The organism is Modestobacter sp. SYSU DS0657, assembly GCF_054050925.1.
The window spans coordinates 28,788-55,339 of record NZ_JBJHAG010000022.1 but is presented as its reverse complement, the minus strand read 5'-3'; the positions used below and the strand labels follow the sequence as shown (position 1 = coordinate 55,339).

The 26,552-nt window shown below is 74.8% G+C and carries 26 protein-coding genes; 6 read left to right on the top strand and 20 right to left on the bottom strand.

The window, feature by feature from the left end:
- The first annotated feature begins 45 nt into the window (after nucleotides 1-45).
- Entirely contained in the window at nucleotides 46-780 is a 735-nt protein-coding gene (locus ACI79A_RS14470) for a PIG-L deacetylase family protein (RefSeq protein ID WP_457084301.1), read from the top strand.
- Here the strand turns inward: ACI79A_RS14470 and ACI79A_RS14465 are convergent.
- The gene (locus ACI79A_RS14465; protein WP_457084283.1) at nucleotides 777-1,442 is read right to left on the bottom strand and encodes a response regulator; all 666 of its coding nucleotides are present in this window, start codon (nucleotides 1,440-1,442) and stop codon (nucleotides 777-779) included. The genes ACI79A_RS14470 and ACI79A_RS14465 overlap by 4 nt on opposite strands.
- Entirely contained in the window at nucleotides 1,439-2,650 is a 1,212-nt protein-coding gene (locus tag ACI79A_RS14460; protein WP_457084281.1) for an ATP-binding protein, read from the bottom strand. Before ACI79A_RS14460 ends, ACI79A_RS14465 begins: the two co-directional genes overlap by 4 nt.
- Nucleotides 2,651-2,804: 154 nt before the next feature.
- Here ACI79A_RS14460 and ACI79A_RS14455 point away from each other — a divergent pair, with 154 nt between their 5' ends.
- Nucleotides 2,805-3,731, top strand: a complete 927-nt coding sequence (locus ACI79A_RS14455; protein ID WP_457084279.1) for a PspC domain-containing protein — start codon at nucleotides 2,805-2,807, stop codon at nucleotides 3,729-3,731.
- Complete coding sequence (locus ACI79A_RS14450) at nucleotides 3,724-3,990, top strand: hypothetical protein (protein WP_457084277.1); 267 nt, start codon at nucleotides 3,724-3,726, stop codon at nucleotides 3,988-3,990. Before ACI79A_RS14455 ends, ACI79A_RS14450 begins: the two co-directional genes overlap by 8 nt.
- Nucleotides 3,991-4,042: 52 nt before the next feature.
- Here the strand turns inward: ACI79A_RS14450 and ACI79A_RS14445 are convergent, their stop codons facing one another.
- From ACI79A_RS14445 to guaB, 4 genes are all read right to left on the bottom strand, one after another.
- Complete coding sequence (locus tag ACI79A_RS14445; protein ID WP_457084275.1) at nucleotides 4,043-5,041, bottom strand: sodium:calcium antiporter; 999 nt, start codon at nucleotides 5,039-5,041, stop codon at nucleotides 4,043-4,045.
- 143 nt (nucleotides 5,042-5,184) lie between these two features.
- Complete coding sequence (gene guaA, locus ACI79A_RS14440) at nucleotides 5,185-6,747, bottom strand: glutamine-hydrolyzing GMP synthase (protein WP_457084273.1); 1,563 nt, start codon at nucleotides 6,745-6,747, stop codon at nucleotides 5,185-5,187.
- A 2-nt stretch (nucleotides 6,748-6,749) separates the two neighbouring features.
- Entirely contained in the window at nucleotides 6,750-7,922 is a 1,173-nt protein-coding gene (locus ACI79A_RS14435; protein WP_457084271.1) for a GuaB3 family IMP dehydrogenase-related protein, read from the bottom strand.
- A 3-nt stretch (nucleotides 7,923-7,925) separates the two neighbouring features.
- The gene (gene guaB, locus ACI79A_RS14430) at nucleotides 7,926-9,461 is read right to left on the bottom strand and encodes an IMP dehydrogenase (protein WP_457084269.1); all 1,536 of its coding nucleotides are present in this window, start codon (nucleotides 9,459-9,461) and stop codon (nucleotides 7,926-7,928) included.
- 183 nt (nucleotides 9,462-9,644) lie between these two features.
- Between guaB and ACI79A_RS14425 the strand changes: the two genes are divergently transcribed.
- On the top strand, nucleotides 9,645-10,076 hold the full coding sequence (locus ACI79A_RS14425; RefSeq protein WP_457084267.1) for a DUF5319 family protein: 432 nt from the start codon (nucleotides 9,645-9,647) through the stop codon (nucleotides 10,074-10,076).
- Nucleotides 10,077-10,212: 136 nt separating this feature from the next.
- Here the strand turns inward: ACI79A_RS14425 and ACI79A_RS14420 are convergent, their stop codons facing one another.
- The gene (locus tag ACI79A_RS14420; protein ID WP_457084265.1) at nucleotides 10,213-10,971 is read right to left on the bottom strand and encodes a response regulator transcription factor; all 759 of its coding nucleotides are present in this window, start codon (nucleotides 10,969-10,971) and stop codon (nucleotides 10,213-10,215) included.
- 383 nt (nucleotides 10,972-11,354) lie between these two features.
- Here ACI79A_RS14420 and ACI79A_RS14415 point away from each other — a divergent pair, with 383 nt between their 5' ends.
- Nucleotides 11,355-11,654, top strand: a complete 300-nt coding sequence (locus tag ACI79A_RS14415; RefSeq protein WP_457063782.1) for a WhiB family transcriptional regulator — start codon at nucleotides 11,355-11,357, stop codon at nucleotides 11,652-11,654.
- Between the two features lie 187 nt (nucleotides 11,655-11,841).
- Here ACI79A_RS14415 and groL read toward each other — a convergent pair whose 3' ends face one another.
- Together groL and groES are read right to left on the bottom strand one after the other, a co-directional pair.
- Nucleotides 11,842-13,482 (bottom strand): chaperonin GroEL, encoded by a 1,641-nt coding sequence (gene groL, locus ACI79A_RS14410; RefSeq protein WP_457084263.1) that lies wholly within the window; start codon nucleotides 13,480-13,482, stop codon nucleotides 11,842-11,844.
- A 185-nt stretch (nucleotides 13,483-13,667) separates the two neighbouring features.
- Nucleotides 13,668-13,976 carry a co-chaperone GroES gene (groES, locus tag ACI79A_RS14405; protein ID WP_036334331.1) on the bottom strand — a complete coding sequence of 103 codons (309 nt, stop codon included), beginning with the start codon at nucleotides 13,974-13,976 and terminating at the stop codon, nucleotides 13,668-13,670.
- 198 nt (nucleotides 13,977-14,174) lie between these two features.
- Between groES and ACI79A_RS14400 the strand changes: the two genes are divergently transcribed.
- Complete coding sequence (locus ACI79A_RS14400; RefSeq protein ID WP_457084261.1) at nucleotides 14,175-15,428, top strand: class I SAM-dependent methyltransferase; 1,254 nt, start codon at nucleotides 14,175-14,177, stop codon at nucleotides 15,426-15,428.
- 71 nt (nucleotides 15,429-15,499) lie between these two features.
- On the opposite strand, the gene tsaD is transcribed toward ACI79A_RS14400, so the two are convergent.
- From tsaD to glmS, 11 genes are all read right to left on the bottom strand, one after another.
- Nucleotides 15,500-16,540, bottom strand: a complete 1,041-nt coding sequence (tsaD, locus tag ACI79A_RS14395; protein WP_457084259.1) for a tRNA (adenosine(37)-N6)-threonylcarbamoyltransferase complex transferase subunit TsaD — start codon at nucleotides 16,538-16,540, stop codon at nucleotides 15,500-15,502.
- A 67-nt stretch (nucleotides 16,541-16,607) separates the two neighbouring features.
- On the bottom strand, nucleotides 16,608-17,060 hold the full coding sequence (gene rimI, locus ACI79A_RS14390; protein WP_457084257.1) for a ribosomal protein S18-alanine N-acetyltransferase: 453 nt from the start codon (nucleotides 17,058-17,060) through the stop codon (nucleotides 16,608-16,610).
- Nucleotides 17,057-17,698: a tRNA (adenosine(37)-N6)-threonylcarbamoyltransferase complex dimerization subunit type 1 TsaB gene (tsaB, locus tag ACI79A_RS14385; RefSeq protein WP_457084255.1), complete on the bottom strand. Its 642-nt coding sequence runs from the start codon at nucleotides 17,696-17,698 to the stop codon at nucleotides 17,057-17,059. The genes rimI and tsaB overlap by 4 nt, the downstream gene beginning before the upstream one ends.
- A gap of 34 nt (nucleotides 17,699-17,732) precedes the next feature.
- Nucleotides 17,733-19,076 carry an NADP-specific glutamate dehydrogenase gene (gdhA, locus tag ACI79A_RS14380; protein ID WP_457084253.1) on the bottom strand — a complete coding sequence of 448 codons (1,344 nt, stop codon included), beginning with the start codon at nucleotides 19,074-19,076 and terminating at the stop codon, nucleotides 17,733-17,735.
- A 119-nt stretch (nucleotides 19,077-19,195) separates the two neighbouring features.
- Entirely contained in the window at nucleotides 19,196-19,645 is a 450-nt protein-coding gene (tsaE, locus tag ACI79A_RS14375) for a tRNA (adenosine(37)-N6)-threonylcarbamoyltransferase complex ATPase subunit type 1 TsaE (protein ID WP_457084251.1), read from the bottom strand.
- Nucleotides 19,642-20,268, bottom strand: coding sequence for a uracil-DNA glycosylase (locus ACI79A_RS14370; RefSeq protein ID WP_457084249.1), 627 nt, complete (start codon nucleotides 20,266-20,268; stop codon nucleotides 19,642-19,644). The genes tsaE and ACI79A_RS14370 overlap by 4 nt, the downstream gene beginning before the upstream one ends.
- A 30-nt stretch (nucleotides 20,269-20,298) precedes the next feature.
- Nucleotides 20,299-21,501, bottom strand: coding sequence for an alpha/beta fold hydrolase (locus ACI79A_RS14365; RefSeq protein ID WP_457084247.1), 1,203 nt, complete (start codon nucleotides 21,499-21,501; stop codon nucleotides 20,299-20,301).
- The gene (gene alr, locus ACI79A_RS14360; RefSeq protein ID WP_457084245.1) at nucleotides 21,501-22,664 is read right to left on the bottom strand and encodes an alanine racemase; all 1,164 of its coding nucleotides are present in this window, start codon (nucleotides 22,662-22,664) and stop codon (nucleotides 21,501-21,503) included. Before alr ends, ACI79A_RS14365 begins: the two co-directional genes overlap by 1 nt.
- Nucleotides 22,665-22,690: 26 nt before the next feature.
- The gene (locus ACI79A_RS14355) at nucleotides 22,691-24,145 is read right to left on the bottom strand and encodes an NAD(P)H-hydrate dehydratase (RefSeq protein WP_457084243.1); all 1,455 of its coding nucleotides are present in this window, start codon (nucleotides 24,143-24,145) and stop codon (nucleotides 22,691-22,693) included.
- On the bottom strand, nucleotides 24,142-24,516 hold the full coding sequence (locus ACI79A_RS14350) for a holo-ACP synthase (RefSeq protein WP_457084241.1): 375 nt from the start codon (nucleotides 24,514-24,516) through the stop codon (nucleotides 24,142-24,144). Before ACI79A_RS14350 ends, ACI79A_RS14355 begins: the two co-directional genes overlap by 4 nt.
- 128 nt (nucleotides 24,517-24,644) lie before the next feature.
- Nucleotides 24,645-26,507 (bottom strand): glutamine--fructose-6-phosphate transaminase (isomerizing), encoded by a 1,863-nt coding sequence (gene glmS, locus ACI79A_RS14345; protein WP_457084239.1) that lies wholly within the window; start codon nucleotides 26,505-26,507, stop codon nucleotides 24,645-24,647.
- Nucleotides 26,508-26,552 lie beyond the last annotated feature (45 nt).

The following is a 26,552-nucleotide window of genomic DNA, read 5'->3' as shown; positions in this document are numbered from 1 at the left end:
GGCTCGGGGCAGGCCTCGGGACGGGGCCTTAGGCTGCGGCGCGTGATGCCGCTGCCGACCGCCCCTGCCGAGCACGTCGAGCGCGCCCTGTGCGTGCTGGCCCACCCCGACGACGTCGACTTCGGCAGCGCCGGGACCATCGCCACCTGGACCGCGGCGGGCACCGAGGTGACCTACTGCATGGTCACCGACGGCGACGCGGGCGGCTTCGACGACACCCCCCGGGACCGGATGGGCCCGCTGCGCCGGGAGGAGCAGACCGCTGCCGCGGCCGCGGTCGGGGTCAGCGACGTGCGTTTCCTCGGGTACCCCGACGGGCGGCTGGAGCTCTCCCTCGAGCTGCGCCGGGACATCGCCCGGGTGATCCGCCAGGTGCGCCCGCAGCGGGTGCTCACCAGCTCTCCCGAGCGGTTCTGGGAGCGGATCGGCGCGAGCCACCCCGACCACATGACCGTCGGGGAGTCGACGCTGCGCGCGGTCTACCCCGACGCCCGCAACCCGTTCGCCTTCCCCGAGCTGCTGGCCGACGGGGGCCTGGAGGCCTGGACGGTGTCGGAGGTGTGGCTCGGCGGCGGCCCGCGCTCGGACCACGCCGTCGACGTGACCGACGTGCTGGACCGCAAGCTCGCTGCGCTGCGCTCGCACGCCAGCCAGGTCTCCCACTGGCCCGAGGGTCAGCTGGAGGAGTTCCTGACCGGCTGGATGCGGGAGAACGCGCGCGCCCACGGCCTGCCCGAGGGCCGGCTCGCCGAGTCCTTCCAGGTGGTCCACACCGCCTAGAGCAGGCGGTTGGTCGCCGCCCAGCGGGTGAGCTCGTTGCGGTTGGACAGCTGCAGCTTGCGCAGCACGTTCGAGGCGTGCGACTCGACGGTCTTGACCGAGATGAACAGCCGCTGGCCGATCTCCCGGTAGGTGTAGCCGCGGGCCAGCAGCTGCATCACCTCCCGCTCCCGGGCCGAGAGCAGGTCCAGGCCGGGGTCGACGGCCGGGTCCGCGCTGGTGGGCGCCGCGACGGCGCCGGCGGCGGCGAAGGCGTCGAGCACGAAACCCGCCAGCCGGGGGCTGAACACCACGTCGTCCTCGGCGACCCGGCGCACCGCGTCGCGCAGCTCCGCGCCGGAGATGGTCTTGGTGACGTAGCCGCGGGCGCCGGCGCGGATGACCGCGATGACGTCCTCCGCGGCGTCGGAGACCGACAGCGCCAGCCAGCGGGTCCGCGGCAGCTCCACGCGCAGCGCCTCGAGCACCGCCTGCCCGTTGCCGCCGGGCAGGTGCACGTCGAGCAGGACGACGTCGGGCGCCGCGGCGCGGATCCCGGAGATCGCGGTCGCCACGTCGGCGGCCTCCCCGACGACCTCGACGTCGTCGCCGAGCTCGGTGCGGACCCCGGCCCGGACCATCGCGTGGTCGTCGACCAGGAAGACGCGGATCGGCGCGCTCACGCGGACACCCCCGCCTCGCGCGGGAGACACAGCTCCACCTCGGTCCCCTCTCCTGGTGCTGAACGCACCGTCGCCGTTCCGTCGAGCCGGGTGAGCCGGCCCACCACCGAGTCGCGCAGGCCCCGGCGGTCCCCGGGCACCGCAGCCGGGTCGAAGCCGGTGCCACGGTCCCGCACGAAGACCGTCACCGTCGCCGGCGTCACCTCGGAGTAGAGCGACACCCGGGGAGCCCCCGAGTGCTTGGCGGCGTTCACCACCGCCTCCTTCGCAGCCTGTCCCAGCGCGGCGACCGCGTCGTCGACCGGCAGGTCGCCGACGACCACCGGGTCGACCGCGACGGCGTGGTCGGCCTCGACCTCGGCGACCAGCCGGGCGACGAGCCCGGCCCAGGTGCCGCCGGTGGCCACCGTCGGCTCGTACAACCACGCGCGCAGCTCGCGCTCCTGGCTGCGGGCCAGCCGCCCGACCACGGTCGGGTCCTCCGCGTGCCGCTGGATGAGCGCCAGGGTCTGCAGCACCGAGTCGTGCAGGTGCGCGGCGACCGCGGCGCGCTCCTCGGAGCGGATGCGGGCGGCACGCTCGGTCGCCCGCTGGTCGAGCAGCCGGCGCCACAACGGGGCGGTCGCCAGCACCAGGCCGACCAGGATCACCACGGTGGCGGTGAAGCCGTTGCGGGCGTTGGCCAGCTGCCCGGTGGTGGCCAGCAGCAGCACCACCCCGACCACGCCGACGGCGACGCCGGCGGCCAGCGCCCAGCGGCTGGTGCGGCGGGACCGCGACGTGTCGGTGTCGGTCTGCCGCCAGATGACCGCCAGGCCGGTCCCGGCCAGGGCCAGCGGTACGACGACGTCGTAGCCGCCGAAGGTGAGCAGCTGGGAGACCAGCCCGAAGGCGGCGAAGGAGAGCAGCGCCAGCAGGATCAGCTGCCGCCGGCTGGGGCGCTCGCCGATCACGGCGGCCGGGGCACCGTCGTCGGACTCCTCGACGACGGGCATCGTCAGCCAGAGGAGCGCGTACGCGACGACCCCGACCCCGGCGAAGGCCAGCCCGGTGATGACGACGCGGACCACCAGCGGGTCCAGGCGCAGGTGCGCGGCCGTGCCCGCGGCGACCCCGGCGAGCAGCCGGCCGGAGGCCGGGCGCGCGAGCGGGGGCCGGGCGCCGAGGCCCACGGGGGGCCGGGCGGTCGGCGCGGTGCTGGTGGTCACGGATCGATGGTGTCACCGCCTGCCGTGCCCGCACACCGGTGATCACCCGGAGTGCGGGCACGGGACGGTCCGGGTCGACCGGGCGGGTGGGATCAGGGTCGGTCCAGGGGGTTCCCCGATACCGCTGCGCCGTCGGGGTGAGCAGGCTGGGGCCATGTCCTCAGCACTTCCTCCCTCCGCGCCACCCCCGACGGCCGAGCAGCCGCCGGGCTCCTGGCCTCCTCCGCCGCCGCCCGACCCGGCGCCCCGCCCGCAGCTGCGCCGCAGCCGCACCGACAAGGTGATCGGCGGCGTCGCCGGCGGCCTCGCCGACTACACCGGCGTCGACGCCCTGCTCTGGCGGGTCGGCGCGATCGCGCTCACCCTCGCCGGCGGCAGCGGGATCGTGATCTACGTCCTGCTGTGGCTGCTGATGCCGGCGGCGCCGGCCGTGCAACCGGGAGACCGGGCCCCGCGCCCGCCGTCCGGCCCGCGCTCGCCGGTTCCGGGGGTGACCGTCGCGGCGTTGCTGATCGTCCTCGGCGTCGGGGTGCTGGTCACGCAGTTCACCGACCTCGACCTCGGGGCCCGCGGTTTCCTCGGCAGCGCGCTGCTCGTCATCGGCGTCGGCCTGGTGGTCGGCGCCCTGACGGGCGTGGGGCGTGGCGCCAAGGGCGGCCTGATCACCCTCGGGTTGCTGCTCTCCGCGGCCCTGCTGATCGCCTCGACGGTGCAGCTGCCCAACGGCGAGATGGGCGACCGCACCTACCGGCCGATGACCGCCGCCGCCGTGCAGTCGGAGTACGAGCACGGGGCCGGGGACTTCACCCTCGACCTCAGCGAGCTCGACCTGGCCGACAGCGACCGGACCATCCGCACCAGCGTGGACTCCGGCCTGGGCGACGTCCGGGTCCTGGTGCCCTTCTCGGCCGACGTCCAAGTGAGCGTGGACAACGCCATCGGCGATGTGGAGCTGTTCGGGGACGCCCTGGAGTCCGGGTTCTTCCCGGGGTACGGCGCGGACTGGAGCGACGACGACGACCCGGAGATCGTGCTCACGATCTCCCTCGGTGCCGGGAGCGTGGAGGTGTCCCGTGGCTGAGCACGACCCCTACGGCCGGGAGCAGACCGAGGTGTTCCCCAGCGGCGCCTCCCCGACCGACCCGCCGGCCCGCCGGCGTGACCTGGACACCACCGCCTTGGTCGCCGGCGTGTTCTTCATCGGCCTCGCCGTCCTGTTCATGACCGGCGTGACCCTGCCGCTGAGCTGGTTCGAGCACGGCTTCAGCTGGGTGCTGCTGATCGGCGCCGGGCTGGCCCTCCTGGTCAACGAGCTGCGCCGGGCCCGCCGACGCAGATGAGCGCGGTCGAGGTGCACGTGGGCCCGGGGAGCGGTCGCTCCCCGGGCCCACGTCAGATGCTGACCGTGGCCAGGGCGACCGTGCCGACGTAGATCAGCGGGAGCAGCAGGCCCTCGAACCCGATGCCCTTCCGGTCCCGCATCACCAGCCCGGCGGTGAGCACCGCGATCAGCAGCATGGTGCCGCCCAGCAGCACCAGGCTGGTCGAGCCGGCGTCCCGGTACAGGGAGCCGTTGATGTAGCCCAGGTCCGCGACGGCGACCATCAGCATGTCGAAGACGTTGCCCCCGACGATGTTGCCGACCCCGAGGGTCAGCTGCCCCATCCGCACCGCCGTGACCAGCACGACCAGCTCGGGCAGCGAGCTCACGGCCGTGGTCAGCGTGAACCCGATGATGCCGCCCTCCAGACCGGTTCCGGCAGCGACGCCGAGACCGGCCTGCCCGACGACCCAGCCGGCGACGCCCACGATCAGCCCCAGCCCGGCCAGCGTGGCCCACAGCCGCCGGGTCGAGCGACCGGAGCCCTCCTCCTCGTCGTGCGAGCCCTCCGTCGCCGAGGTGTGGGTGGGCACCCACATCGGGTGGTCGTGCATCCGGCGCAGCAGCCGCAACCCGTAGGCGTAGAGGAGCGGGATGAGCAGCGTGACCGGGTGGATCCAGCCGAGGGTCAGCTGGGGCGTCGAGTAGGCGATCACCGGCAGCGACAGCATCGCCATGAGGATCACCGACTGCATGACGTTCTCCAGCGACGCGGCGGCGTGCTCGAGGTTGGCCCGGCGGTACACCAGGTCGGCGACCGCCAGCCAGACGGTCTGCAGTGCGATGCCGCCGACCGGGTTCGCCAGCGCGAATCCGGCGTCCCCCTCCAGCGCCCCGGTCAGGACGGCGACGTTGCCCGGGAGGGAGGTCACCGCTCCCAGGAGCAGCGCACCCCCGATCGCGTCGCCGAGGCCGGTGCGGTCGGCGAGCTCGTCCGCCGCCCGGGTCAGCCGGACCCCGACGACCACGATGACCACGCCCATCAGGACCAGGGCGATGAGGCTCGGCACGAGCGGCCACGCTCCGGTGGTCACTCGGAACCTCCAGGTGTCGACGGTCAGACCGCCGGCAACCAGATCACGGCCCGCCGGTCACCGCCACCCGAGCGCGGGCAGGGGTAAGGCCCCGCCGCGGGGGGGTGGGGTCCTCCGACTCACTCCCACTCGATGGTGCCCGGGGGCTTGCTCGTCACGTCGAGCACGACCCGGTTCACCTCGGCGACCTCGTTGGTGATCCGGGTGGAGATCCTCGCCAGCACGTCGTAGGGCAGCCGGGTCCAGTCGGCGGTCATCGCGTCCTCGCTGGACACCGGGCGCAGCACCACCGGGTGCCCGTAGGTGCGCCCGTCGCCCTGCACCCCCACCGAGCGGACGTCGGCGAGCAGCACCACCGGGCACTGCCAGATCTCGGTGTCCAGCTTCGCCGCGGTGAGCTCCTCGCGGGCGATCGCGTCGGCCCGGCGGAGCACGTCCAGCCGGTCGCGGGTGACCTCACCGATGATCCGGATGCCCAGGCCCGGGCCGGGGAAGGGCTGCCGCTGCACCAGGGTGTCGGGCAGGCCGAGCTGCCGGCCGACCTCGCGCACCTCGTCCTTGAACAGCGTGCGCAGCGGCTCGACCAGGGTGAAGGTGAGGTCCTCGGGCAGCCCGCCGACGTTGTGGTGGCTCTTGATGTTCGCCGTCCCGGTGCCGCCACCGGACTCGACGACGTCGGGGTAGAGCGTGCCCTGCACCAGGAAGTCCACGGTCTCCCCGTGCTCCTTGGCATCGGCGATCACGTCGAGCGCGGCCTGCTCGAAGACCCGGATGAACTCCCGGCCGATGATCTTCCGCTTGGTCTCCGGGTCGCTGACCCCGGCCAGTGCGGCGAGGAACTGATCGCTGGCGTCCACGACCCGCAGGTCGGCGCCGGTGACCGCGACGAAGTCCCGCTCGATCTGCTCGGTCTCGCCCTCGCGCATCAGGCCGTGGTCGACGTAGACGCAGGTGAGCCGGTCGCCGATGGCCCGCTGGACCAGCGCGGCCGCCACCGCGGAGTCGACCCCGCCCGACAGCCCGCAGATGGCCCGCCGGTCGCCGATCTGCTCCCGGATCGCGGCGACCTGCTCGTCGACGACGTTGGCCATCGTCCAGCTGCGCTCCAGGCCCGCGATGTCGAACAGGAAGTGCTCGAGCACCGTCTGACCGTGCGCGGTGTGCTTCACCTCGGGGTGGAACTGCACGCCGGCCAGCCGCCGGTCGACGTCCTCGAACGCCGCGACCGGGGCACCGGTCGAGGTCGCGGTCACGGTGAACCCGGGCGGGGCCGCGCTCACCGCGTCGCCGTGGCTCATCCACACCGACTGCTCGTTCGGCATCGCACCGAACAGCCGTCCGGGGGTGGTGACGGTCAGCGGGGTGCCCCCGTACTCGCGGTCACCGGTGCGGGCGACCGTGCCGCCGAGGCTGGCGGCCATCGCCTGGAAGCCGTAGCAGATGCCGAAGGCGGGCACGCCGGCCTCGAACAACGTGCGGTCGATCTGCGGCGCCCCCTCGGCGTAGACGCTGGAGGGGCCACCGGACAGGACGATCGCCGCCGGCTTGCGGGCCAGCAGCTCCTCGACCGGGACGTCGGAGCCGACGAGCTCGGAGTAGACCCCGGCCTCCCGGATCCGGCGGGCGATCAGCTGCGCGTACTGGGCGCCGAAGTCGACGACCAGGACGGTCGGGAAGTCCATCGTCAGCCGACCAGGTGGCCGGGGCCGACGGCGCTCTCGCCGCTGCCGCCACCGAGGACCAGGTCGACCCGCTGGAACTCCTTGAGGTCGCGGTAGCCGGTCTTGGCCATCGTGCGCCGCAGCGCGCCGAAGAGGTTGGTGCGCCCGTCGGCGGTGGCCGCCGGCCCGAGCAGCAGCTGCTCCATCGTGCCGCGCGGCTCGGCGGCACCCGAGGTGCCGCCGCGGGGCAGCCTCGGGTGGGCGGCGACCGAGTCCCACCACACACCGCCGGCCGGGGCCTCGCTCGCGGCCCGCAGCGGCTCCCCCAGCTGGACGGCGTCGGCACCGCAGGCCAGGGCACGCGCGATCGCACCGCTGGTCTCGATCCGGCCGTTGGCGATGACGTGCACGTACCGGCCGCCGGTCTCGTCGAGGTAGTCACGGCGGGCCGCGGCGGCGTCGGCGATCGCGCTGGCCAGCGGCACCCGGACGCCCATGACGGCGTCGGCGGTGGACCAGCTGTCGGCCCCGACGCCGACGATCACGCCGGCAGCGCCGGTGCGCATCAGGTGCAGCGCGGTCTGGTAGTCGGCCGCGCCGCCGACGATCACCGGGACGTCGAGGTCGGCGATGAACTCCTTGAGGTTCAGCGCCTCCCCCGCCGTCGTCACGTGCTCGGCGGAGACGATCGTGCCCTGGATGACGAGCAGGTCGACCCCCGCCGCGAGGATCGTCGGGGCCAGCTGCAGCGTGTGCTGCGGGGAGACCCGGATCGCCGTCGTCACGCCCGAGTCGCGCAGCTCCTTGACCCGGGCGGTGATCAGGTCGGGCTTCACCGGCTCGGCGTAGACCTCCTGCAGCAGCGCGGTCGGCGGGCCGCTGTCCGGGCCGGCGGCGTCGCGCAAGCGGCGGTAGACGTCGGTCGGGTCGTCGTAGCGGGTCCACAGACCCTCGGCGTTGAGCACGCCGAGCCCACCGACCTGGCCGATCGCGATCGCGGTGGCCGGGCTGACCACGGCGTCGCTGGGGCTGGTGATCAGCGGCATCTCGAAGCGGAAGGCGTCGATCTGCCAGGCGGTGGAGACGTCGTCGTGGTCACGGGTTCGCCGGGAGGGGACGATCGACACCTCGTCCAGGTCGTAGCCCCGGCGGGCGAAGCGGTTCAGACCGATCTCGACGTTGTCGCGTACGGGCATCGGTCAGCGTCCCCGGTAGTTCGGTGCTTCGACGGTCATCTGGATGTCGTGCGGGTGGCTCTCGGTCAGCCCGGCGGACGTGATCCGGGTGAGCTGGCCGCGCTCCTGCAGGTCGGCGACGGTGGCCGCGCCCGCGTAGCCCATCCCGGCGCGCAGGCCGCCGACCAGCTGGTGGGCGACCCCGGACAGCGGGCCCCGGTAGGGCACCTGCCCCTCGATGCCCTCGGGCACGAGCTTGTCGTCGGAGAGGACGTCGTCGGCGAAGTACCGGTCCCGGCTGAAGGACTGGTTGCCACGCTTCTGCATCGCGCCCAGCGACCCCATGCCGCGGTAGGTCTTGTACTGCTTGCCGTTCATGAAGACCAGCTCGCCCGGCGCCTCCTCGACGCCCGCGAACAGCCCGCCGATCATCACCGTGTCGGCGCCGGCGACCAGGGCCTTGACGATGTCGCCGGAGTACTGCAGCCCGCCGTCGGCGATGACCGGGACGCCGGCCGGGCGCGCGGCGAGGCTCGCCTCGTAGATCGCGCTGATCTGCGGGACGCCGACCCCGGCCACCACCCGCGTGGTGCAGATGGAGCCGGGGCCGACCCCGACCTTGACCGCGTCCACCCCGGCGTCGATGAGCGCCTGCGCGCCGGCGCGGGTGGCGATGTTGCCGCCGACGACCTGCACGCCGTGGCCCACGTCGGCGAAGTCCCGCTTCACCCGGGCGACCATCTCCAGCACCGCGCGCTGGTGCCCGTGGGCGGTGTCGACGACGAGCACGTCGACCCCGGCGTCCACGAGCAGCCCGGCGCGCTTGTAGGCGTCCTCGCCCACGCCCAGCGCCGCACCGACCGACAGCCGGCCGTCGACGTCCTTGGTGGCGTCGGGGAACTGGTCGCGCTTGACGAAGTCCTTGACGGTGATCAGCCCGCGCAGCCGGCCGGCGTCGTCGACGAGCGGGAGCTTCTCGATCTTGTGCTGCTTGAGCAGCGCCAGGGCCCGCTCCGGGTCGACGCCCACCGGGGCGGTGACCAGCGGCATCGGCGTCATCACGTCCCGGACGAGCCGGTTCTGGTCGGTCTCGAAGCGCATGTCCCGGTTGGTCACCATGCCGACGAGCACGCCGTCGGCGTCGACCACCGGGGCCCCGGAGATCCGGTACCGACCCGACAGCGCGTCCACCTCGGCCAGGGTGTTGTCCGGGGAACAGGTGACCGGGTTGGTCACCATGCCCGCCTCGGAGCGCTTCACCAGGTCGACCTGGCCGGCCTGGTCCTCGGCGGCGAGGTTGCGGTGCAGGACGCCGATGCCCCCGGCGCGGGCCATGGCGATCGCCATCCGCGACTCGGTGACGGTGTCCATCGCCGAGGAGAGCAGCGGGATGGCCAGCCGGATGCCGCGGGTCAGCCGGGAACTCGTGTCGACGTCGGTGGGCACGATGTCCGAGGGCCCGGGGACCAGGAGCACGTCGTCGTAGGTCAGCCCCAGCGGGGCGAACTTGGCCGGCAGTTCGGGACGGTGCTCGTCGAGACCATGCGCATCAAGCTGCACGTGTCGCCACCCTCTCGGAGTTGGTGGTGGAGCGCCGCCGACGGCGCAAGGGGACCACGTCGATGGTAGGCGGAGCCCCCAGCGGCGCTGTTCCCCCGTTACCGTGGTCCGTCGGACACCGCCCCCGCTGGTCACCAGCGGTGCCGGTGCGACCACAGGAGCAGGACCGGGCGAGGAGGACACGTGGACGCGTGGGACGCAGCTGACGGGTTCCCCGACCGCGACTTCGGCGGGGAGTTCGGGCCCGACCCCGACGGCGGACCGGGCCACCCGCCGCTGACCATGGAGGAGCGGGCGGGGGTGCTCGACGACCTCGCCGAGCTGGAGGTCTTCCGCACCCTGCTGGAGCCCACGGGCGTCAAGGGCATCGTCGTCGACTGCCAGGACTGCCAGGAGGAGCACCACGTCGACTGGGCGCTGATGCAGGCCAACCTGCGCCAGCTGCTCGACGAGGGGCAGACCGGCCGGCACGAGCCGCCGTTCGACCCGAACCCGGACGACTACGTCAGCTGGGACTACGCCAGCGGCTACGCCGACGGGATCGCGGCGCTCGCCGAGCGCGAGGAACCGACCGGCCGGCACGGCACCGGCGGCCGGCACGCCCGCGACGAGTAGCCGCCACGGAGAACTGCGCGTCAGCGCATCGGCGAGGCGGTGGCGGACCCGCAGGGTCCCCGGCGCAACGCCGGCAACGGCTCAGCGGCGCCCGGGGACGGCTCCTGGCCGCGGTGCGTCCGGTAGGACCGCAGTGTCAGGTCATCATCCCGCGGCGGAAGCCGGTGGCAACCGCCTCGGCGCGGTCCTTGGCGCCCAGCTTGCGGAACAGCCGCCGGGCGTGGGTCTTGATGGTGTCCTCGGACAGGTAGAGCTCACGGCCGATCTGGGCGTTGCTCTTGCCCTGGCTCATGCCCGTGAGCACCTGCATCTCCCGCATGGAGAGCGCGACGGCCGGGGTCTCGGGGACCGTCGAGCGGACGGTCGTGGGGGCGAGCCCGGCCAGCGGGGTCGCCCCGCCCCAGGACGGCCCGGACGACGGCCCACCGGAACCGGCCAGCACCTGGTGCGGCGCGCGCGGCGCCGGGGCCAGCGACGGCGGCCGGCCCGGCTCGTTGCGCAGGCCGGTGCGGGACAGGCCCAGGCCCAGCTCGAGCGGGCTGGCGTCCCACCGCAGGTAGCCGCGGGCGCCGGCGGCGACCGCAGCCCGCACGGAGTCGGCGTCGTCGGGGGCGCCGAGGACCAGGACCCGCAACGCGGGGTGGGCGCGGAGGACCTGGGTGGCCACGGACAGACCACTGTCGGTGGCCCGCTGGGTGCCGACGAGCAGGACGTCGGGCAGCCGGTTGTCCAGCCGCGCCAGCAGTGCGGCCGGGTCACCGACCGCTTCGACCCGACTGACGAACGGCAGGGCGAGGAGTCGGCCGGCGACCTCGTCGCGCACCCGGCGACGCTCGTCGAACACCCAGACCACGGCGCCTGCGCCGCCGTTGCCGCGCATCCTGTCCTCGATCACCGCGTGCTCCCGTTCTGCGCCGGCGGGGAGCCGGCGCGTACCGGTCCGGGCGAGCGCCCGGTCCGACGGTCGGGAACGAGGTGCGCCCCGCTCCCAGGGGTGCCGCCACCTCCGACCCCCGGACGGGTGTCGGGGTGTCCCCCACCCCGGTGGTCGGCACTCCCTGTGACCACCTTGATCGCCGGGGTGACGGGAGGACAGCGCCCGTCACCCGCGGGGGTGAGACCTGCGCGGACGTCGCCGGCCGGGGACGACGCGATGCACACCCCGGGAGATTCCGCACGATGAAACGGGATCAGCCGTGTTTGCCGCCGACTGCGCGGGGGCACCCGCTGCTCCGTGACCGGGCAGACCCCCCGGTGCATCCGAGCCGAGGAGGTCCAATGGCCGACATCCGCCGACTGCCCACCCCCGTCGCCGAGGTCTGGGACTGGCAGCTGCACGGCGCCTGCCGGGGTGAGAGCACCTCGCTGTTCTTCCACCCCGACGGCGAGCGCGGCCCGGCACGCGCCCGCCGCCAGGCCGCCGCCAAGGCCGTCTGCGGAACGTGCCCCGTCATCGACGCGTGCCTCAAGCACGCACTCGCCGTCCGCGAGCCCTACGGGGTCTGGGGCGGCATGAGCGAGGAGGAGCGGACCCGGCTGATCGCAGCCGAGCCCGCGGCCATCGCCGCCGGGGTCTGAGCACCGGGGTCAGCGCCGCCGGGCGGGGAGACCCCGCCGCCCGCTGAATGCCGAGAGGGCCGGTCCGACGTGATGTCGGACCGGCCCTCTCGGCATTCAGCGTGACCGTCGGCCGGGAGGCTCCCCCGGCGGTCGGCCCCCGTCCAGCGGCTCGCCCCGAGGGGTGAGCCGCTGGAGGGGCCCTTGCTCAGTGGCTGTGCCCGTGGCCGTGCGAGTGCCCGTGGGTGTGGTGACCGCCGTCGGCGGGCTCCTCCTCGGCAGGCTTCTCCACGATCGCGGAGTCGGTCGTGAGCACCATCGCGGCGATGGACACGGCGTGCGCCAGCGCGGCCTTGGTGACCTTCACCGGGTCGATGACCCCCTGAGCTGCCAGGTCGCCGAACTCACCGGTCGCGGCGTTGAAGCCCTGCCCGACGCCGAGCTCGCGGACCTTGCCGACGACGACCGGGCCCTCGAAGCCCGCGTTGGAGGCGATCAGGGCCAGCGGCGAGTCGATCGCCTTGCGCACCGACCGGGCCCCGATCAGCTCGTCGCCGGAGAGGTCCAGCGCCTCGACGGCGCTGGCGGCGTGCACCAGCGCGGAGCCGCCACCGGGGACGACGCCCTCCTCCACCGCGGCGCGGGTGGCGGCGATGGCGTCCTCGATCCGGTGCTTCTTCTCCTTCATCTCGACCTCGGTCGCCGCACCGACCCGGATGACCGCGATGCCGCCGGCCAGCTTGGCCAGCCGCTCCTGCAGCTTCTCCCGGTCCCAGTCGGAGTCGGTGGCCTCGATCTCCTTGCGGATCTGGGCGACCCGGTCGGCGATGGCCTCGGACGTGCCGCCACCGTCGACCAGCGTGGTGTCGTCCTTGGTGACGGTGACCCGGCGGGCGGTGCCGAGCACCTCCAGGCCGACGGAGTCCAGGGACAGGCCGACGTCCTCGCTGACGACCTGGCCACCGGTGACGACGGCGAGGTCGGCCATGAAGGCCTTGCGCCGGTCGCCGAAGAACGGCGACTTGACCGCGACGACCTTGACGGTCTTGCGGATGGAGTTGACCACCAGCGTCGACAGCGCCTCGCCCTCGACGTCCTCCGCGACGATCAGCAGCGGGCGGCCACCGGTCGAGAGCACCTTCTCCAGCAGCGGCAGCAGGTCGGCCAGCGCGCTGATCTTCCCCTGCACGAGCAGCACGAGGGCGTCCTCGAGGACGGCCTCCATCGACTCGTTGTCGGTGACGAAGTACGGCGACAGGTAGCCCTTGTCGAACTGCACGCCCTCGGTGACGTCCAGGTCGGTCGTCATGCCGCTGGCCTCTTCGACGGTGATGACGCCGTCCTTGCCGACCCGCTCCATCGCCTCACCGATCAGGTCGCCGACGGTGGCGTCCTGGGCTGAGATGGTGGCGACCTCGGAGATGGCGCCGCGGTCGTCGACCGGGATCGCCACCTGGTCCAGCGCCGCGTGCACGGCGTCGACGGCGGCGCGCATGCCGCGGCCCACGGCCATCGGGTTGGCGCCGGCGGCCACGTTGCGCAGGCCCTCGTGGACGAGCGCCTGGGCCAGCACGGTAGCGGTGGTGGTGCCGTCACCGGCGACGTCGTTGGTCTTGGTGGCGACGTTCTTCGCCAGCTGCGCGCCGAGGTTCTCGTAGGGGTCCTCGAGGTCGATCTCCCGGGCGATGGTGACGCCGTCGTTGGTGATCGTCGGGGCACCGAAGTTCTTGTTGATGACGACGTTGCGACCGCGGGGGCCGAGGGTGACCTTGACGGCGTCGGCGAGCTTGTCGACGCCGCGCTCGAGGGCGCGCCGGGCGTCCTCGTCGAACAGGATGATCTTGGCCATTGCCAGACCTCTCTCAGGGTGCGCGGAGGAGAACAGGGGCGGACGACGTCCGCCCCGGGACCCGGTATCTCGGGTCGCCGGGGCGGACGTTCGGAGCGCGAGCGGCGATGAACGGGTCACCAGCCGCCGGCCCTCCTGCAGGGGCCCACCGCGAGCTTGCGAGCGGTGGGGGGCAGGAGGGTCCTTTACTTCTCGACGACGGCGAGCAGGTCGCGCGCGGACAGGACGAGGTAGTCCTCGCCGCCGTAGCGCACCTCGGTGCCGCCGTACTTCGAGTAGATGACCACGTCGCCGACGTTGACGTCGAGCGGGACCCGGTTGCCGTTGTCGTCGACGCGGCCGGGGCCGACGGCGACGACGGTGCCCTCCTGGGGCTTCTCCTTGGCGGTGTCCGGGATGACCAGACCGGAGGCGGTGGTGGTCTCGGCCTCGTTGGCCTGGACGACCACGCGGTCCTCGAGCGGCTTGATGTTGACCTTGGTAGCGGTCGTCACGTCGTGACGCCCCCTTCGGTGTCGGACGGGTACTCGGAAGGTCGTGCGGTGGTGCAGATGCTGTGGCACGGAGTCGCGGGAGCTGCCGTCGCGGGGGTCAGCCACCGGCCGTGTCGTTGGCACTCTACCCACGCGAGTGCCAGCCACTCAACCGGGTCGCCCGCCCGGGCGACACGGGCGTGGGCCAGGCTGGTGGACGTGTCCAGCGCGCACCCGGAGGCGGAGCCCGGCGACCTGACGGCCGAGACGGTCCGCCAGCTGCGGGCGGTCGCCACCCCCGCCGGCACCGCGGCGCTGGCGCGGGCGACCGCCCTGCTCTCCGCAGGGGTCGACGCCGTCGCCGCGTTGACCCGGCTGCGCGCCGAGGTGGGGGTGGACCTGGCCGGGCCGGCCTGGGGCCTCGCCCGCCAGCGCGAGCGCGCCCGGGCGGCCTTCGGCGCCGACGCCGACCGGCTCCTCTTCACCGGCGAGGCCCTGGAGCAGGCGGGCCGCCCGGTGCTGGCCACCCGGCGGGCGCACCGGCTGCTGGCCGGCGGCGCCGCGGAGGTCGCCGACCTGGGCTGCGCCGCCGGCACCGACACGATCGCGCTGGCCCGCGCGGGCGCCCGGGTGGTGGCGGTCGACCGCGACCCGGTCGCCCGGGAGCTCACCGCTCTCAACACGACCGCGCTCGGTCTGGCCGACCGCGTGCAGGTGCGCGACGCCGACGTCGTCGACCTGGTGGCGGCCGCCGCCGACGGCCGGGTGGCCGGGTGCGACGCCGCCGTCCTGGACCCGGCCCGCCGGGCGGGTGGCCGGCGGCTGCTGGACCCCGACCGGTGGTCACCGCCCTGGTCGACGGTGTCCCGGCTGCTCGACGTGCTGCCCACCTGCGTGGTGAAGGTGGCCCCGGGGCTCGACCACGACCGGGTGCCGGCCGGGGTCGAGGCCGAGTGGGTCTCCGCCGGTGGGTCGATCGTCGAGGCGCTGCTGTGGGGGCCCGGGGTGTCGGCGACCTGGCGCCGCGCCGCGCAGCTGCAGCCCGACGGCACGGTGCTGGAGCTGACCGCCGACGTCGACCCCGGGCTCACCCCGGTGGCCGCGGTGCGGCACTGGCTGCACGAGCCCGATCCGGCGGTGATCCGTTCCGGCCTGGTGGCGCTGGTCGCCGACCGGCTCGGCGCCACCGGCGTCGACCCCACCATCGCCTACCTGACCTCCGACGCCCCGGCGGACTCCCCCTGGGTCAGCTCGCTGCGGGTCACCGAGGTGGTCCCGTTCAACCTCAAGAAGCTGCGGGCGCTGCTGCGCGCCCGCGGCGTCGGCCGGGTCACGGTGAAGAAGCGGGGCTCGGCGATCGAGCCGGAGACGCTGGCGCGGCAGCTGCGCGGCCCGGGCGGCGGGACGGCGGTCGTCGTCGTCACCCGGGTGGCCGGGGCGCCTACCGTGCTCGTCTGCGACCCGCCCCGCTGAGGGCGGACACGGCCGTCCCTGCCCTCAGGGCTACCGCGAAGCCCTCAGCGCTACCGCGAAGCCCTCAGCCGCTACCGCGAGACGACCTCGATCGGCAGCGAGCTGTCGGCGCCCAGGTCGATCCGCGAGGCGGCGACCCCGGCCTCGGCCAGCCGCGAGCCGAGCGCGGCCACCATCGCGCCGTTGTCGGTGCACAGCCGCGGACTGGGGGTGCGCAGCACGATGCCGGCGGCGTCGCAGCGCTCCTGGGCCAGCGCGCGCAGCCGGGAGTTGGCCGCCACTCCCCCGCCGATGACCAGGTGGTCGACCCCGTTGTCCCGGCAGGCCCGGACCGCCTTCGCGGTGAGCACGTCGGCCACGGCCTCCTGGAACGCGGCGGCGACGTCGGCCACCGGCACCGGCTCGCCGGCCCGCTGCCGGGCCTCGACCCAGCGGGCGACCGCGGTCTTCAGGCCGGAGAAGGAGAAGTCGTAGGCGGCGTCGCGCGGGCCGGTGAGACCGCGCGGGAAGGCGATGGAGGACGGGTCGCCGTCCCGGGCGGCGCGGTCGATCGGCGGGCCACCCGGGAAGGGCAGGCCGAGCACCCGGGCCACCTTGTCGAACGCCTCCCCCGCGGCGTCGTCGATGGTGCGGCCCAGCTCCTGCACGTCCTGGGTCAGGTCCGGCACCAGCAGCAGCGAGCTGTGCCCGCCGGAGACGAGCATCGCCAGCGACGGCTCGGCGAGCCGGCCGTGCTCCAGCTCGTCGACCGCGACGTGCGCGGCGAGGTGGTTGACCCCGTACAGCGGCACGTCCAGCGCCAGCGCGTAGGCCTTCGCCGCCGCCACCCCGACCAGCAGCGCGCCGGTCAGGCCCGGCCCGGCGGTCACCGCGACGGCGTCGACGTCGCCGAGCGCGACCCCGGCGTCGGCCAGCGCCCGGTGCACGGTCGGGACCATCGCCTCCAGGTGGGCCCGGCTGGCGATCTCCGGCACGACGCCGCCGAAGCGCTCGTGCTCGGCCATGCTCGTGGCCAGCGCGTCCGAGAGCAGGGTCTGCCCGCGCACCAGCCCGATGCCGGTCTCGTCGCACGAGGTCTCGAAACCCAGCACCAGCGGCTGGCTCACCGTCATCGTTCGCTCCCGCGGTCGCTCCGCTCCTCGCTCGCAGACCTCGCTGCGATGCTCACTCCCTGTCCGCTCATGGCCGCACCTTCCTCTCCATCACGACGGCGTCGGCCCCGCTGAGCGGGTAGTAGTGCGGCCGCCGGCCGATCTCGACGAACCCGCGGCGGGCGTAGAAGGCCCGGGTGGCCGCGTCGTCGGCGCGCACCTCCAGCAGCACCGGGGTGGGCCGCCGGTCGGCCTCCACCAGCAGGGTGTCCAGCAGCAGCGCCCCGATGCCCTCGTGCTGCCGTGCGCCGGTGACCCCGATGGTGGCGATGTGCGCCTCGTCGTCGTAGGCGATCAGCCCGGCGTAGCCGACGACGACGCCGTCCGGGTCGACGGCGACCAGGTAGCGGCGGGTGTCGGGGCGGGCCAGCTCGTCGCGGTACATCCACTCGGTCCAGGTGTCCGGCGCGAAGAGCTCCTCCTCCAGCTCCATCACCCGGGGGAGGTCGGCCGCGGTCATCGCGCGCAGCCGGACGCTCACTGGCTGACCGCCTTGCGGGCGGCCGGCGGCACGGCGTCGGGACGGCGCAGGTACAGCGGCTCCAGCGGCGCGGGCGGGTGGCCGAGCAGCGGTGCGGCGGCGCGCAGAAGCCCGGCCGTCGTGACCTCCGCGGCGGTCACCTCGCGCCCGAGCCGCTCGGCGAACCGGACGTCGCCCACCACCGGGTCGGTCACCGGCGCGTCCTCGGGCCTGTCGACCCCGGGTCCGGCCAGCCGGGTGCCCGCGGCGTCGTAGGTGGCCCAGTGGACCTCCTTGCGCCGGGCGTCGGTGACGACCGACCGGGCGCCCTCGCCCACCGCGTCCAGCGAGCAGACGCCGTGCACCGGCAGGCCCCGGGCGTCCCCGAACGCGGCGGCGGTGACGATGCCGACCCGCAGTCCGGTGAACGGCCCCGGGCCCAGCCCGGTGACCACGGCGTCGAGGTCGGCCCGCGACACGCCGGCCTCGGCCAGCACCTCGCGCACGGCAGGGGTGAGCAGCTCCGCGTGCCGGTTGCCCGAGGCGACGGCGCGCTCGGCGAGCACCTCCACCGGGCCTGCGCCCGGCTCCTCGCCGGGCCACCGGGCCAGGCCGACGACGAGGGTCGGGGTGGCGGTGTCGAGCGCGAGGACCAGCACGACCGCCCAGCGTAGTTCGGCCGGGGCGGACCGTTCAGACCAGTCCGTGGGCGTGCACCGCGTCGGCCACCCGGAGGAAGCCGGCCACGTTGGCTCCCAGCACCAGGTCGCCGGGCGCGCCGTACTCCTCGGCCGTCTCGTGGCAACGGGCGTGGACGTCCCGCATGATCTCCGCCAGCCGCGCCTCGGTGTGCTCGAAGGTCCAGCGGTCGCGGGAGGCGTTCTGCTGCATCTCCAGAGCCGAGGTGGCCACCCCGCCGGCGTTGGCCGCCTTGCCCGGCGCGAAGGCCGCACCGGCCTCGCGGAGCACGCGGACCGCATCAGGGGTGGCCGGCATGTTGGCGCCCTCGACGACGTACCGGCAGCCGTTGCGGACCAGCGTCTCCGCGGCCTCCCCGCCGAGCTCGTTCTGCGTCGCGCTCGGCAGCGCGATGTCGCAGGGGACGTCCCAGATGCTGCCGCCGGCCACGAAGCGCGCGGACGGCACACGATCCGCGTAGGCGTCGATCCGGGCCCGCTGCACCTCCTTCACGTCCTTGAGCACGTCGAGGTCGATGCCCCGCTCGTCCACGACGTAGCCACTGGAGTCCGAGCAGGCGACCACCGTCCCACCCAGCTGGTGCACCTTCTCGATGCCGTACACGGCCACGTTCCCGGAACCGGAGACGGTGACCCGCTTGCCGTCCATCGCGTCGCCCCGGGCCGCCAGCATCTCGGCGGCGAAGAAGGCGGCGCCGTACCCGGTCGCCTCGGTGCGCACCAGCGCGCCGCCCCAGCCCAGGCCCTTGCCGGTGAGCACACCGGACTCGTGGCGGTTGGTGATCCGCTTGTACTGCCCGAAGAGGTAGCCGATCTCCCGCGCCCCCACGCCGATGTCCCCGGCGGGGACGTCGGTGTACTCCCCGAGGTGCCGGTACAGCTCGGTCATGAAGGACTGGCAGAAGCGCATCACCTCGGCGTCGGACCGGCCCTTCGGGTCGAAGTCCGCCCCGCCCTTGCCCCCGCCGATCGGCATGCCGGTGAGCGCGTTCTTGAAGACCTGCTCGAAGCCGAGGAACTTGACGATGCCCAGGTTCACCGAGGGGTGGAACCGCAGCCCGCCCTTGTAGGGGCCCAGCGCCGAGCTGAACTCCACCCGGAAGCCGCGGTTGATGTGCACCTCACCGCGGTCGTTCTGCCAGGGGACGCGGAAGATGACCTGCCGCTCGGGCTCGCAGATCCGCTCGACGGTCCTCATCTCGGTGTACTCGCGGTGCCGGGACAGCACGACCGCGAGCGACTCCAGCACCTCGCGCACCGCCTGGTGGAACTCCGTCTCCCCCGGGTTCCGGCGCAGGACCTCGTCGTAGATGGTCTCGATGACCGGCTGTGCCCGCACTGGCCCCTCCGCTCCTCGACCGGCGACGCCCCCGACGTCGACCCGGTGGCCGCACCGGTGTGCGGCTCGGTTCCTGGACGGTACGAGACGGCCCGGCCCCGGGCACTGCCGGACGCAGGTCAGTCGCCGAGGCGCTGCTCCCAGCCCGCGCCGACGGGCACGAGGCGGGCGGTGCGGACGTCGTCGTCCCGTCGGTCCAGCTCGACGACCAGGTGCTCGTCGGCCAGCTGCTCGACCAGGCCGTGTCCCCACTCGACCACGGTGACCGCCTCCTCGGTGGTGGCGTCGAGGTCCAGGTCGTCGACGTCGGCCATGCTCCCGAGCCGGTACGCGTCGACGTGCACCAGCGGCACCCGGCCGCCGCGGTGCACCCGGGCCAGCACGAACGTCGGCGAGGTGACCGGCCCGCGCACGCCGAGCCCGGCGCCGATGCCCTGGGTGAGCGCGGTCTTGCCGGCGCCCAACGGGCCGGCGAGCACGACGAGGTCGCCGGCGCGCAGCAGCCCGGCCAGCTCGCGGCCCAGGGCGTGGGTGTCCGCCGGCGTGGGCAGCAGGTGCTCGCGGTTCACAGCGCGCCCGCCACGGCCTGCAGGTCGGCCAGCAACCCGGCGCGCGGCGCCCCGTTGGGCCCGAACCGGATCGCCGCCGACGGGTGGTAGGTGGCCCACACCTGCCGGCCGTCGACCTCGTGCGCCCGGCCGCGGACCTGGCCCAGCACCGTGCGCGGCCCGAGGAACCACTTCGCCGAGGAGAGCCCCAGCGCCACCACCACCCGGGCGTCGAGCAGCTCCAGCTGGCGGCGCAACCAGCCGCTGCAGCGCGCCACCTCCGGCGCCTTCGGGGTCCGGTTGGCCGGCGGTCGGCACTTCACGATGTTGAGCACCGCGGCGTCGGCCCGGTCCAGCCCCGCCTCGCCGAGCAACTGGTCCAGCAGCGCGCCGGAGCGCCCGACGAAGGGCCGGCCGGTCTCGTCCTCGGTCGCCCCCGGGGCCTCGCCCACGAGGACCAGACGCGGGCGGCCACCGACGGGCAGGTCGCCGACGACGACGTGCTGGCGAGTGGCGGCCAGCTCCGGGCAGGCCACGCAGGAGCGGGCGACCCCGGCCAACGCGGTCCAGTCCGCCGCGGCCGCGGCGGTGCGGGCCACCTCGTCGGCGGCCGCGTCGAGGCGGGGCGGTCGGAGGGCGGCCACGGCGAGCACCCTACGACCGGGCCGGTGCGGTCACCCGCGCCGGGACCCCCGCTCCGCCTCCACCCGGCGCAGCAGCTCGGACAGCGCCGCCGTCACCTGCTCCGGGTGCTCGAGCGGCACCAGGTGCCCGGCGTCGGGTACGACGACGAAGTCCACCCCGTGCTCGTCGCGGCCCAGGTCCTGCACGATGAGCTCGCTGTGCGCGGCGGGGATCATCCGGTCGCTGTCGCCGGTGAGCACCAGGACGGGCACCCGGCGCAGCGGCTCGATGGCGCCGCTCTGGTCCAGGCGGACCAGCGCCGGGTAGAACTCCGCGATCACGTCGACCGGGGTGCCGGCGATCATCGCGTCCACGTAGTGGCCCAGCGCCGGCGCGACGTCGGCGGAGGAGAACGACAGCGCCCGGGTGGCTGCGGAGACGACGTCCTTGGCCAGCCGGCGGGTGTGCTCGGCGATCACCGGCCGGCGGCGCATGGTCCACGCGGCCAGCGGTAGCACCGCGGCCCGCACTCGGGTGAGCAGGTGCGGCAGCCCGAAGTCGAGGTCGGCGAGGTTGCCGCTCGAGGTCGACACCAGCGCCACGCCCACCACCCGGTCGCCGAACAGCTCCGGACGGCGGCGGGCGAACGCCAGCAGGCTCATCCCGCCCATCGAGTGGCCGACCAGCACCACCGGGCCGCGCGGCACCCGCGCGGTGAGCACCGCCTCCAGGTCCGCCGCCAGCTGCTCGATGGTGGCGTGCGCGGCGTCGCCCCGGCCGGAGGAGCCGTGGCCGCGCTGGTCGTAGAAGACCAGCCGGGCCGCCGGCCGGTGGCCGTTGGCGGTGGCCAGCTGCTCGCCGAGGTCGCGGCGCTGGAACGTCCAGGAGTGCATCGACAGCGCGTAGCCGTGCACGAACACGACGGTCAGCGGCGCGTCGAGCGGGCCGACCTCCTCCACGGCCAGCCGGCAGCCGTCGTCGGCCTCGACCACCGCCGTCCGGTCGGCCGGGCGGCGGCGCAGGCCCAGCGGGTCCTCCTCGCGCAGCTCCTGCCACGTCTCCTGGTCGACGTCGGGAACCTGGCCGGCCAGCCGCTCGGCACGGACCCGGGCGGTGGCCGCGCGGGTGGCGGTGACCCCGACGGCCGTGCCGGCGGCGGCCAGCCCGAGCACCGCACCGACCAGGCCGACGGTGCGCCCGCTGGGCCGGTGCAGGTGGTGGACCTGGTGCGGGTGGCGGTTCGCGGCGGCCATCAGACCGCCCCGGCCGTGCCGACGTGCCGGCGGGTGAACCGGCCACCGACCCGGGTGACCAGCTCGTAGTGGATGGTGTCGAGGGCGTCGGCCCAGTCCTGCGCCGTCGGCTCGCCGTCGTCACCCGGGCCCCACAGCACCACCCGGTCACCGGGCGCCACCGGGTCGTTCCCGACGTCGAGCACGAACTGGTCCATGCACACCCGGCCGGCGATGGTGCGCTGCGCGCCCGCGGCCAGCACCCGCGCACGGTTGCCGGCGGCCCGGGGCACCCCGTCGGCGTACCCCACCGGCACCAGCGCCAGCGTCGTCTCGTCCGCGGTGGCGTAGGTGTGGCCGTAGGAGACCCCGGCACCGGCGGGTACCCGCTTGGTGAGCGCGACCCGGGCCCGCACGGTCATCGCCGGGCGCAGCCCGTACTGCGCCGGGTCGCCGCCGAGCGGGTCCAGCCCGTAGACCGCCACGCCGGGACGGACCATGTCGAACCAGGTCCCCGGCAGCGCGATGGTCGCCGCCGAGTTGGCCAGGTGCCGGCGGGCGTCGGTCAGCCCGGCCGCCCGGGCCAGCGCCACGGCCTCCTCGAAGACCCGGACCTGCCGGCCGATCGTCGGATGCGTCGGGGCGTCGGCGTAGGCCAGGTGGCTCCACAGCCCGGTGACCACCAGCTCGCCGTCGGCCTGCGCGCGCGCCGCGTCCGCCACCAGCCCGGGCCAGGCGTCCGGGGTGGCGCCCTCCCGGGACAGCCCGGTGTCGGCGAACAGCTGCACCCGGGCGGTCCGGCCGGTGGCCCGGGCGGCGTCCACCACCTCGGCCAGCGCCCACTCGGCGTTGACCGACACCTCGACGTCGGCGGTCAGCGCGGCGGCGTAGTCCTCCCCCGGCCCGTGCTGCCACGACAGCAGCGGCGCGGTGACCCCCGCCGCGCGCAGCGCGAGCGCCTCCTCCAGCACGGTCACCCCGAGCGCGTCGGCACCGCCGGCGAGCGCGGCACGGGCGGCCGGCACCAGCCCGTGGCCGTACCCGTCGGCCTTGACCACGGCCATCAGCGGCCGGCCGACCCGCTCGCGCAGCACCGCGGTGTTCGCCGCGATCGCGTCCAGGTCGACCAGCACCTCGGCCCGGCTGTCCCCGGTCCGCCGGGGGGTCTGCTGCACCGTCGTCACCAGCTCACTGTCCCAGGCGCGCCCGCTCAGGCGGGGGCACCGCCCCGGTAGAGCCGGCCGACGGCCTCCGGCAGGTGGCGCACCAGGTCACCGGCGACCAGCGGTCCGTCCGCGGCGGCCAGCTGACCCGCCCGGCCGTGCACGTGGGCGGCGGTCGCGGCGGCCTCGACCGCGGGCAGCCCGGTGACCGGGGTCTGCGCCAGCACCGAGCCGAGCACGCCGGAGAGGACGTCACCGGTACCGGCGGTGGCCAGCCACGGGGTGCCGGTGCCGTTGACGAACGTCGTCCCCGCCGCGTCGGCGACCACGGTGGCATCGCCCTTGAGCAGCACCGTGCACCCCAGCTCGGCCGCCCCCCGGCGGGCGGCAGCCATCCGGTCGGCGCCCACCTCGCCGAAGATCCGGGCGAACTCGCGGTCGTGCGGGGTGAGCACGGTCGGCGCCGTCCGGTCGCGGACGAGCTCCGGGGAGTCGGCGACCATCGTCAGCCCGTCGGCGTCCACCACCACCGGCAGGTCGGTGGCGAGCACCTCGGCCAGCACGCTGCGCGCGTCGTCGTCGGTGCCCATGCCCGGGCCCACCACCCAGGCCTGCACCCGGCCGGCGTCCCCGGGGCGGCCGGAGGTCACGATCGCCTCCGGCCAGGAGGCGCGCACCCCGTCGGCGGCGGTACCGGCGTAGCGCACCAGGCCCGGGCGGGTGCGCAGCGCGGCGCCGGTGCAGAGCACGCCGGCCCCCGGGTAGGTGGCCGAGCCGGCGACGATCCCCACGACCCCGCCGGTGTACTTGTCGCTGTCCGGCGACGGCGGCTCGATCCGCGCCGCGGCGTCGGCATCGGCCAGCTGCCGGGCGGACGGCTCGCCGAGGTGCGGGCCGAGGCCGATGTCGACCAGGTGCACCTGCCCGGCGTGCCGGCGGCCCTCCCCGACGACGAGCCCCGGCTTCACCGCACCGAAGGTCACCGTGTGCTGCGCGGTGAAGGCCTCCCCGGGCACCTCCCCGGTGTCCGCGGCGACCCCGCTGGGCAGGTCGACGGCGACCAGCAGCCCCGGCCCGGCGGCCGCCTGCCCGGCCAGGTCGGCGGCGGCCGGGCGCAGGCCGCCGGAGCCCCCGATGCCGACGACCCCGTCCAGGACGAGGTCGGCGCGGTCCAGGCCGCTGTGCGCGGGGTCGGCGACCCGGCCCCCGGCCCGGCGGAGCGCGGCCAGGCCGGCCGCGTGCGCGCGCTCGGGGTCCAGCAGGACGGCGGTGACCTGCGCGCCCCGCCCGGCGAGGTGGGCGCCGGCGAACAGCGCGTCACCGCCGTTGTCGCCGGCGCCGACGAGCAGCACCACCCGCAGCCCGTGCGCCCGGCCGGCCAGCCCGAGGCAGATCGTCGCGAGCCCCGTCGCGGCTCGCTGCATGAGCGCGCCGGGCGGCAGCGTGGCCATCAGCGCACGCTCCGCCGTCCGCACCTCGTCGGCGGTGTGGAGCCCGATCACGGAGCACCCTCGGCGATGACCACGGCAGAGGCGATGCCCCCGTCGTGGCTCAACGACACGTGCCAGGAGGTGACGCCGAGCTCGGCGGCCTGCCGGGCCACGGTGCCCCGCACCTCCAGGTGTGGACGGCCCCGCTCCCCGACCACCACCTCCGCGTCGTGCCACTGCAGGCCGCCGGGGGCGCCGAGGGCCTTGGCCAGCGCCTCCTTCGCCGCGAAGCGGGCGGCCAGGGACTCCCCGGTCCGCTCCGTGCCTGCGGGCGTGCGCTGCTCGGCGGTGGTGAAGAGCCGGTCCCGCAGGCCCGGCGTGCGCTGCAGCGACGCGGCGAACCGGTCGACCGGGCACACGTCGATGCCGACCCCGATGATCACCCGCCCAGTCTGCCCGGTGGCCCCGCCCGGCGTCCTCCTGCACCAACACCTGTCCCCCCGCACCAATGCTGGTGCGGGGGGACAGGCAGTGATCAGGTGACCTGATCCAACCGGGGAACAGGCCCCTCCTACTCGACGGTGACGGACTTCGCCAGGTTGCGCGGCTGGTCGACGTCCAGGCCCCGGGTGTCGGCGATCTCGCAGGCCAGCACCTGCAGCGGCACGGTGGTGACCACCGGCGCCAGCAGGGTGGGCGTGCGCGGCACCCGGATCAGGTGGTCGGCGTAGGGCAGCACGTCGTCGTCACCCTCCTCGGCCACCACGATGGTCCGGGCGCCGCGGGCGCGGACCTCCTGGATGTTGGAGACGACCTTGCCGTGCACCGACCCGCGGCTGCGCGGCGACGGCACCACGACGACGACCGGCGTGCCCTGCCCGATCAGCGCGATCGACCCGTGCTTGAGCTCGCCGGCGGCGAAGCCCTCGGCGTGGATGTAGGCCAGCTCCTTGAGCTTGAGCGCGCCCTCGAGAGCGACCGGGTAGCCCACGTGCCGGCCGAGGAACAGCAGCGTGTTCTCGGTGGCCAGCGACCGGGCCAGCTCGCGCACCGGCTCCATGTCGGCGAGCACCTGGGACACCGCGCCCGGCAGCTGCCGCAGGTCGTCGACGATCGAGGCGACCTCGTCGGCGTACTTGACCCCGCGGACCTGGGCGAGGAACAGCCCCACCAGGTAGCAGGCGACCACCTGGGTCAGGAAGCCCTTGGTGGAGGCGACGGCGACCTCCGGCCCGGCGTGGGTGTAGAGGACGGCGTCGGACTCGCGCGGGATCGTCGAGCCGTTCGCGTTGCAGATCGCCAGCACCCGGGCCTTCTGCTCGCGGGCGTGCCGCAGCGCCATCAGGGTATCCATCGTCTCACCGGACTGGCTGATGACGACCACGAGCGTCGAGCGGTCCAGCACCGGGTCGCGGTAGCGGAACTCGCTGGCCAGCTCCACCTCCACCGGGATCCGGGTCCAGTGCTCGATGGCGTACTTGGCGATCAGGCCGGCGTGGTAGGCGGTGCCGCAGGCGACGACGAAGACCTTGTCGATGTCGCGCAGCTCCTGGTCGGAGAGGCGGACCTCGTCGAGGACGAGCTCGCCGTTCTCCCCCAGCCGACCCAGCAGGGTGTCCGCGACCGCCTGCGGCTGCTCGGCGATCTCCTTGAGCATGAACCAGTCGTAGCCGCCCTTCTCGGCGGCCGCGGCGTCCCAGTCGACGTCGTAGCCGGTGGGCTCGACCGGTGCGCCGGCGAAGTCGGTGACCGTGACCCCGCGGGTGCGGTCGATCTCCACGACCTGGTCCTGGCCGAGCTCGAGGGCCTTGCGGGTGTGCCCGATGAAGGCCGCGACGTCGGAGCCGAGGAAGTACTCACCCTCACCGACGCCCACGACCAGCGGGCTGTTGCGCCGGGAGGCGACCAGGGTGTCGGGCTCCGCCGCGTGCCCGGCGACCAGGGTGAAGGCGCCCTCGAGCCGGCCGCTGACCACCCGCATCGCCTCGGCGAGCCGGCCGGCACCGGCGGGCAGCTCCCGGTAGGCAGCGGCCAGCAGGTGGGCTACGACCTCGGTGTCGGTCTCGGAGGTGAACTCCACACCGGTCGCCTCGATCTCGGCACGCAGCGCGGCGAAGTTCTCGATGATGCCGTTGTGCACGACCGCGACGGTGCCGTCGGCGGAGACGTGCGGGTGGGCGTTGCGGTCGGTGGGCCCCCCGTGGGTGGCCCACCGGGTGTGTCCGAGTCCGATGGTGGCGGCGGGCAGCCCCTCCTCGGCGAGCTCCTTCTCCAGGTTGGCGAGCTTGCCGGCCTTCTTCGCGGTGCTCAGCCGCCCGTCGGCGACGACCGCGACCCCGGCCGAGTCGTACCCGCGGTACTCGAGCCGGCGGAGACCGTCGAGGACCACGTCGAGCGAGTCCTGCGGTCCCACATACCCCACGATGCCGCACATTCGACCGATGGTACCGGCGAGCGTGCGACCGTTCCGTCACGGTCG

Excerpts from the sequence above, each read along its gene's own strand:
- ACI79A_RS14470 (WP_457084301.1), top strand. The coding sequence starts at position 46 with ATGCCGCTGCCGACCGCCCCTGCCGAGCACGTCGAGCGCGCCCTGTGC.
- ACI79A_RS14455 (WP_457084279.1), top strand. The coding sequence starts at position 2,805 with ATGTCCTCAGCACTTCCTCCCTCCGCGCCACCCCCGACGGCCGAGCAG.
- guaA (WP_457084273.1), bottom strand. The coding sequence starts at position 6,747 with ATGGACTTCCCGACCGTCCTGGTCGTCGACTTCGGCGCCCAGTACGCG.
- ACI79A_RS14435 (WP_457084271.1), bottom strand. The coding sequence starts at position 7,922 with ATGCCCGTACGCGACAACGTCGAGATCGGTCTGAACCGCTTCGCCCGC.
- ACI79A_RS14415 (WP_457063782.1), top strand. The coding sequence starts at position 11,355 with ATGGCCGACATCCGCCGACTGCCCACCCCCGTCGCCGAGGTCTGGGAC.
- groL (WP_457084263.1), bottom strand. The coding sequence starts at position 13,482 with ATGGCCAAGATCATCCTGTTCGACGAGGACGCCCGGCGCGCCCTCGAG.
- tsaD (WP_457084259.1), bottom strand. The coding sequence starts at position 16,540 with ATGACGGTGAGCCAGCCGCTGGTGCTGGGTTTCGAGACCTCGTGCGAC.
- ACI79A_RS14365 (WP_457084247.1), bottom strand. The coding sequence starts at position 21,501 with ATGGCCGCCGCGAACCGCCACCCGCACCAGGTCCACCACCTGCACCGG.
- glmS (WP_457084239.1), bottom strand. The coding sequence starts at position 26,507 with ATGTGCGGCATCGTGGGGTATGTGGGACCGCAGGACTCGCTCGACGTG.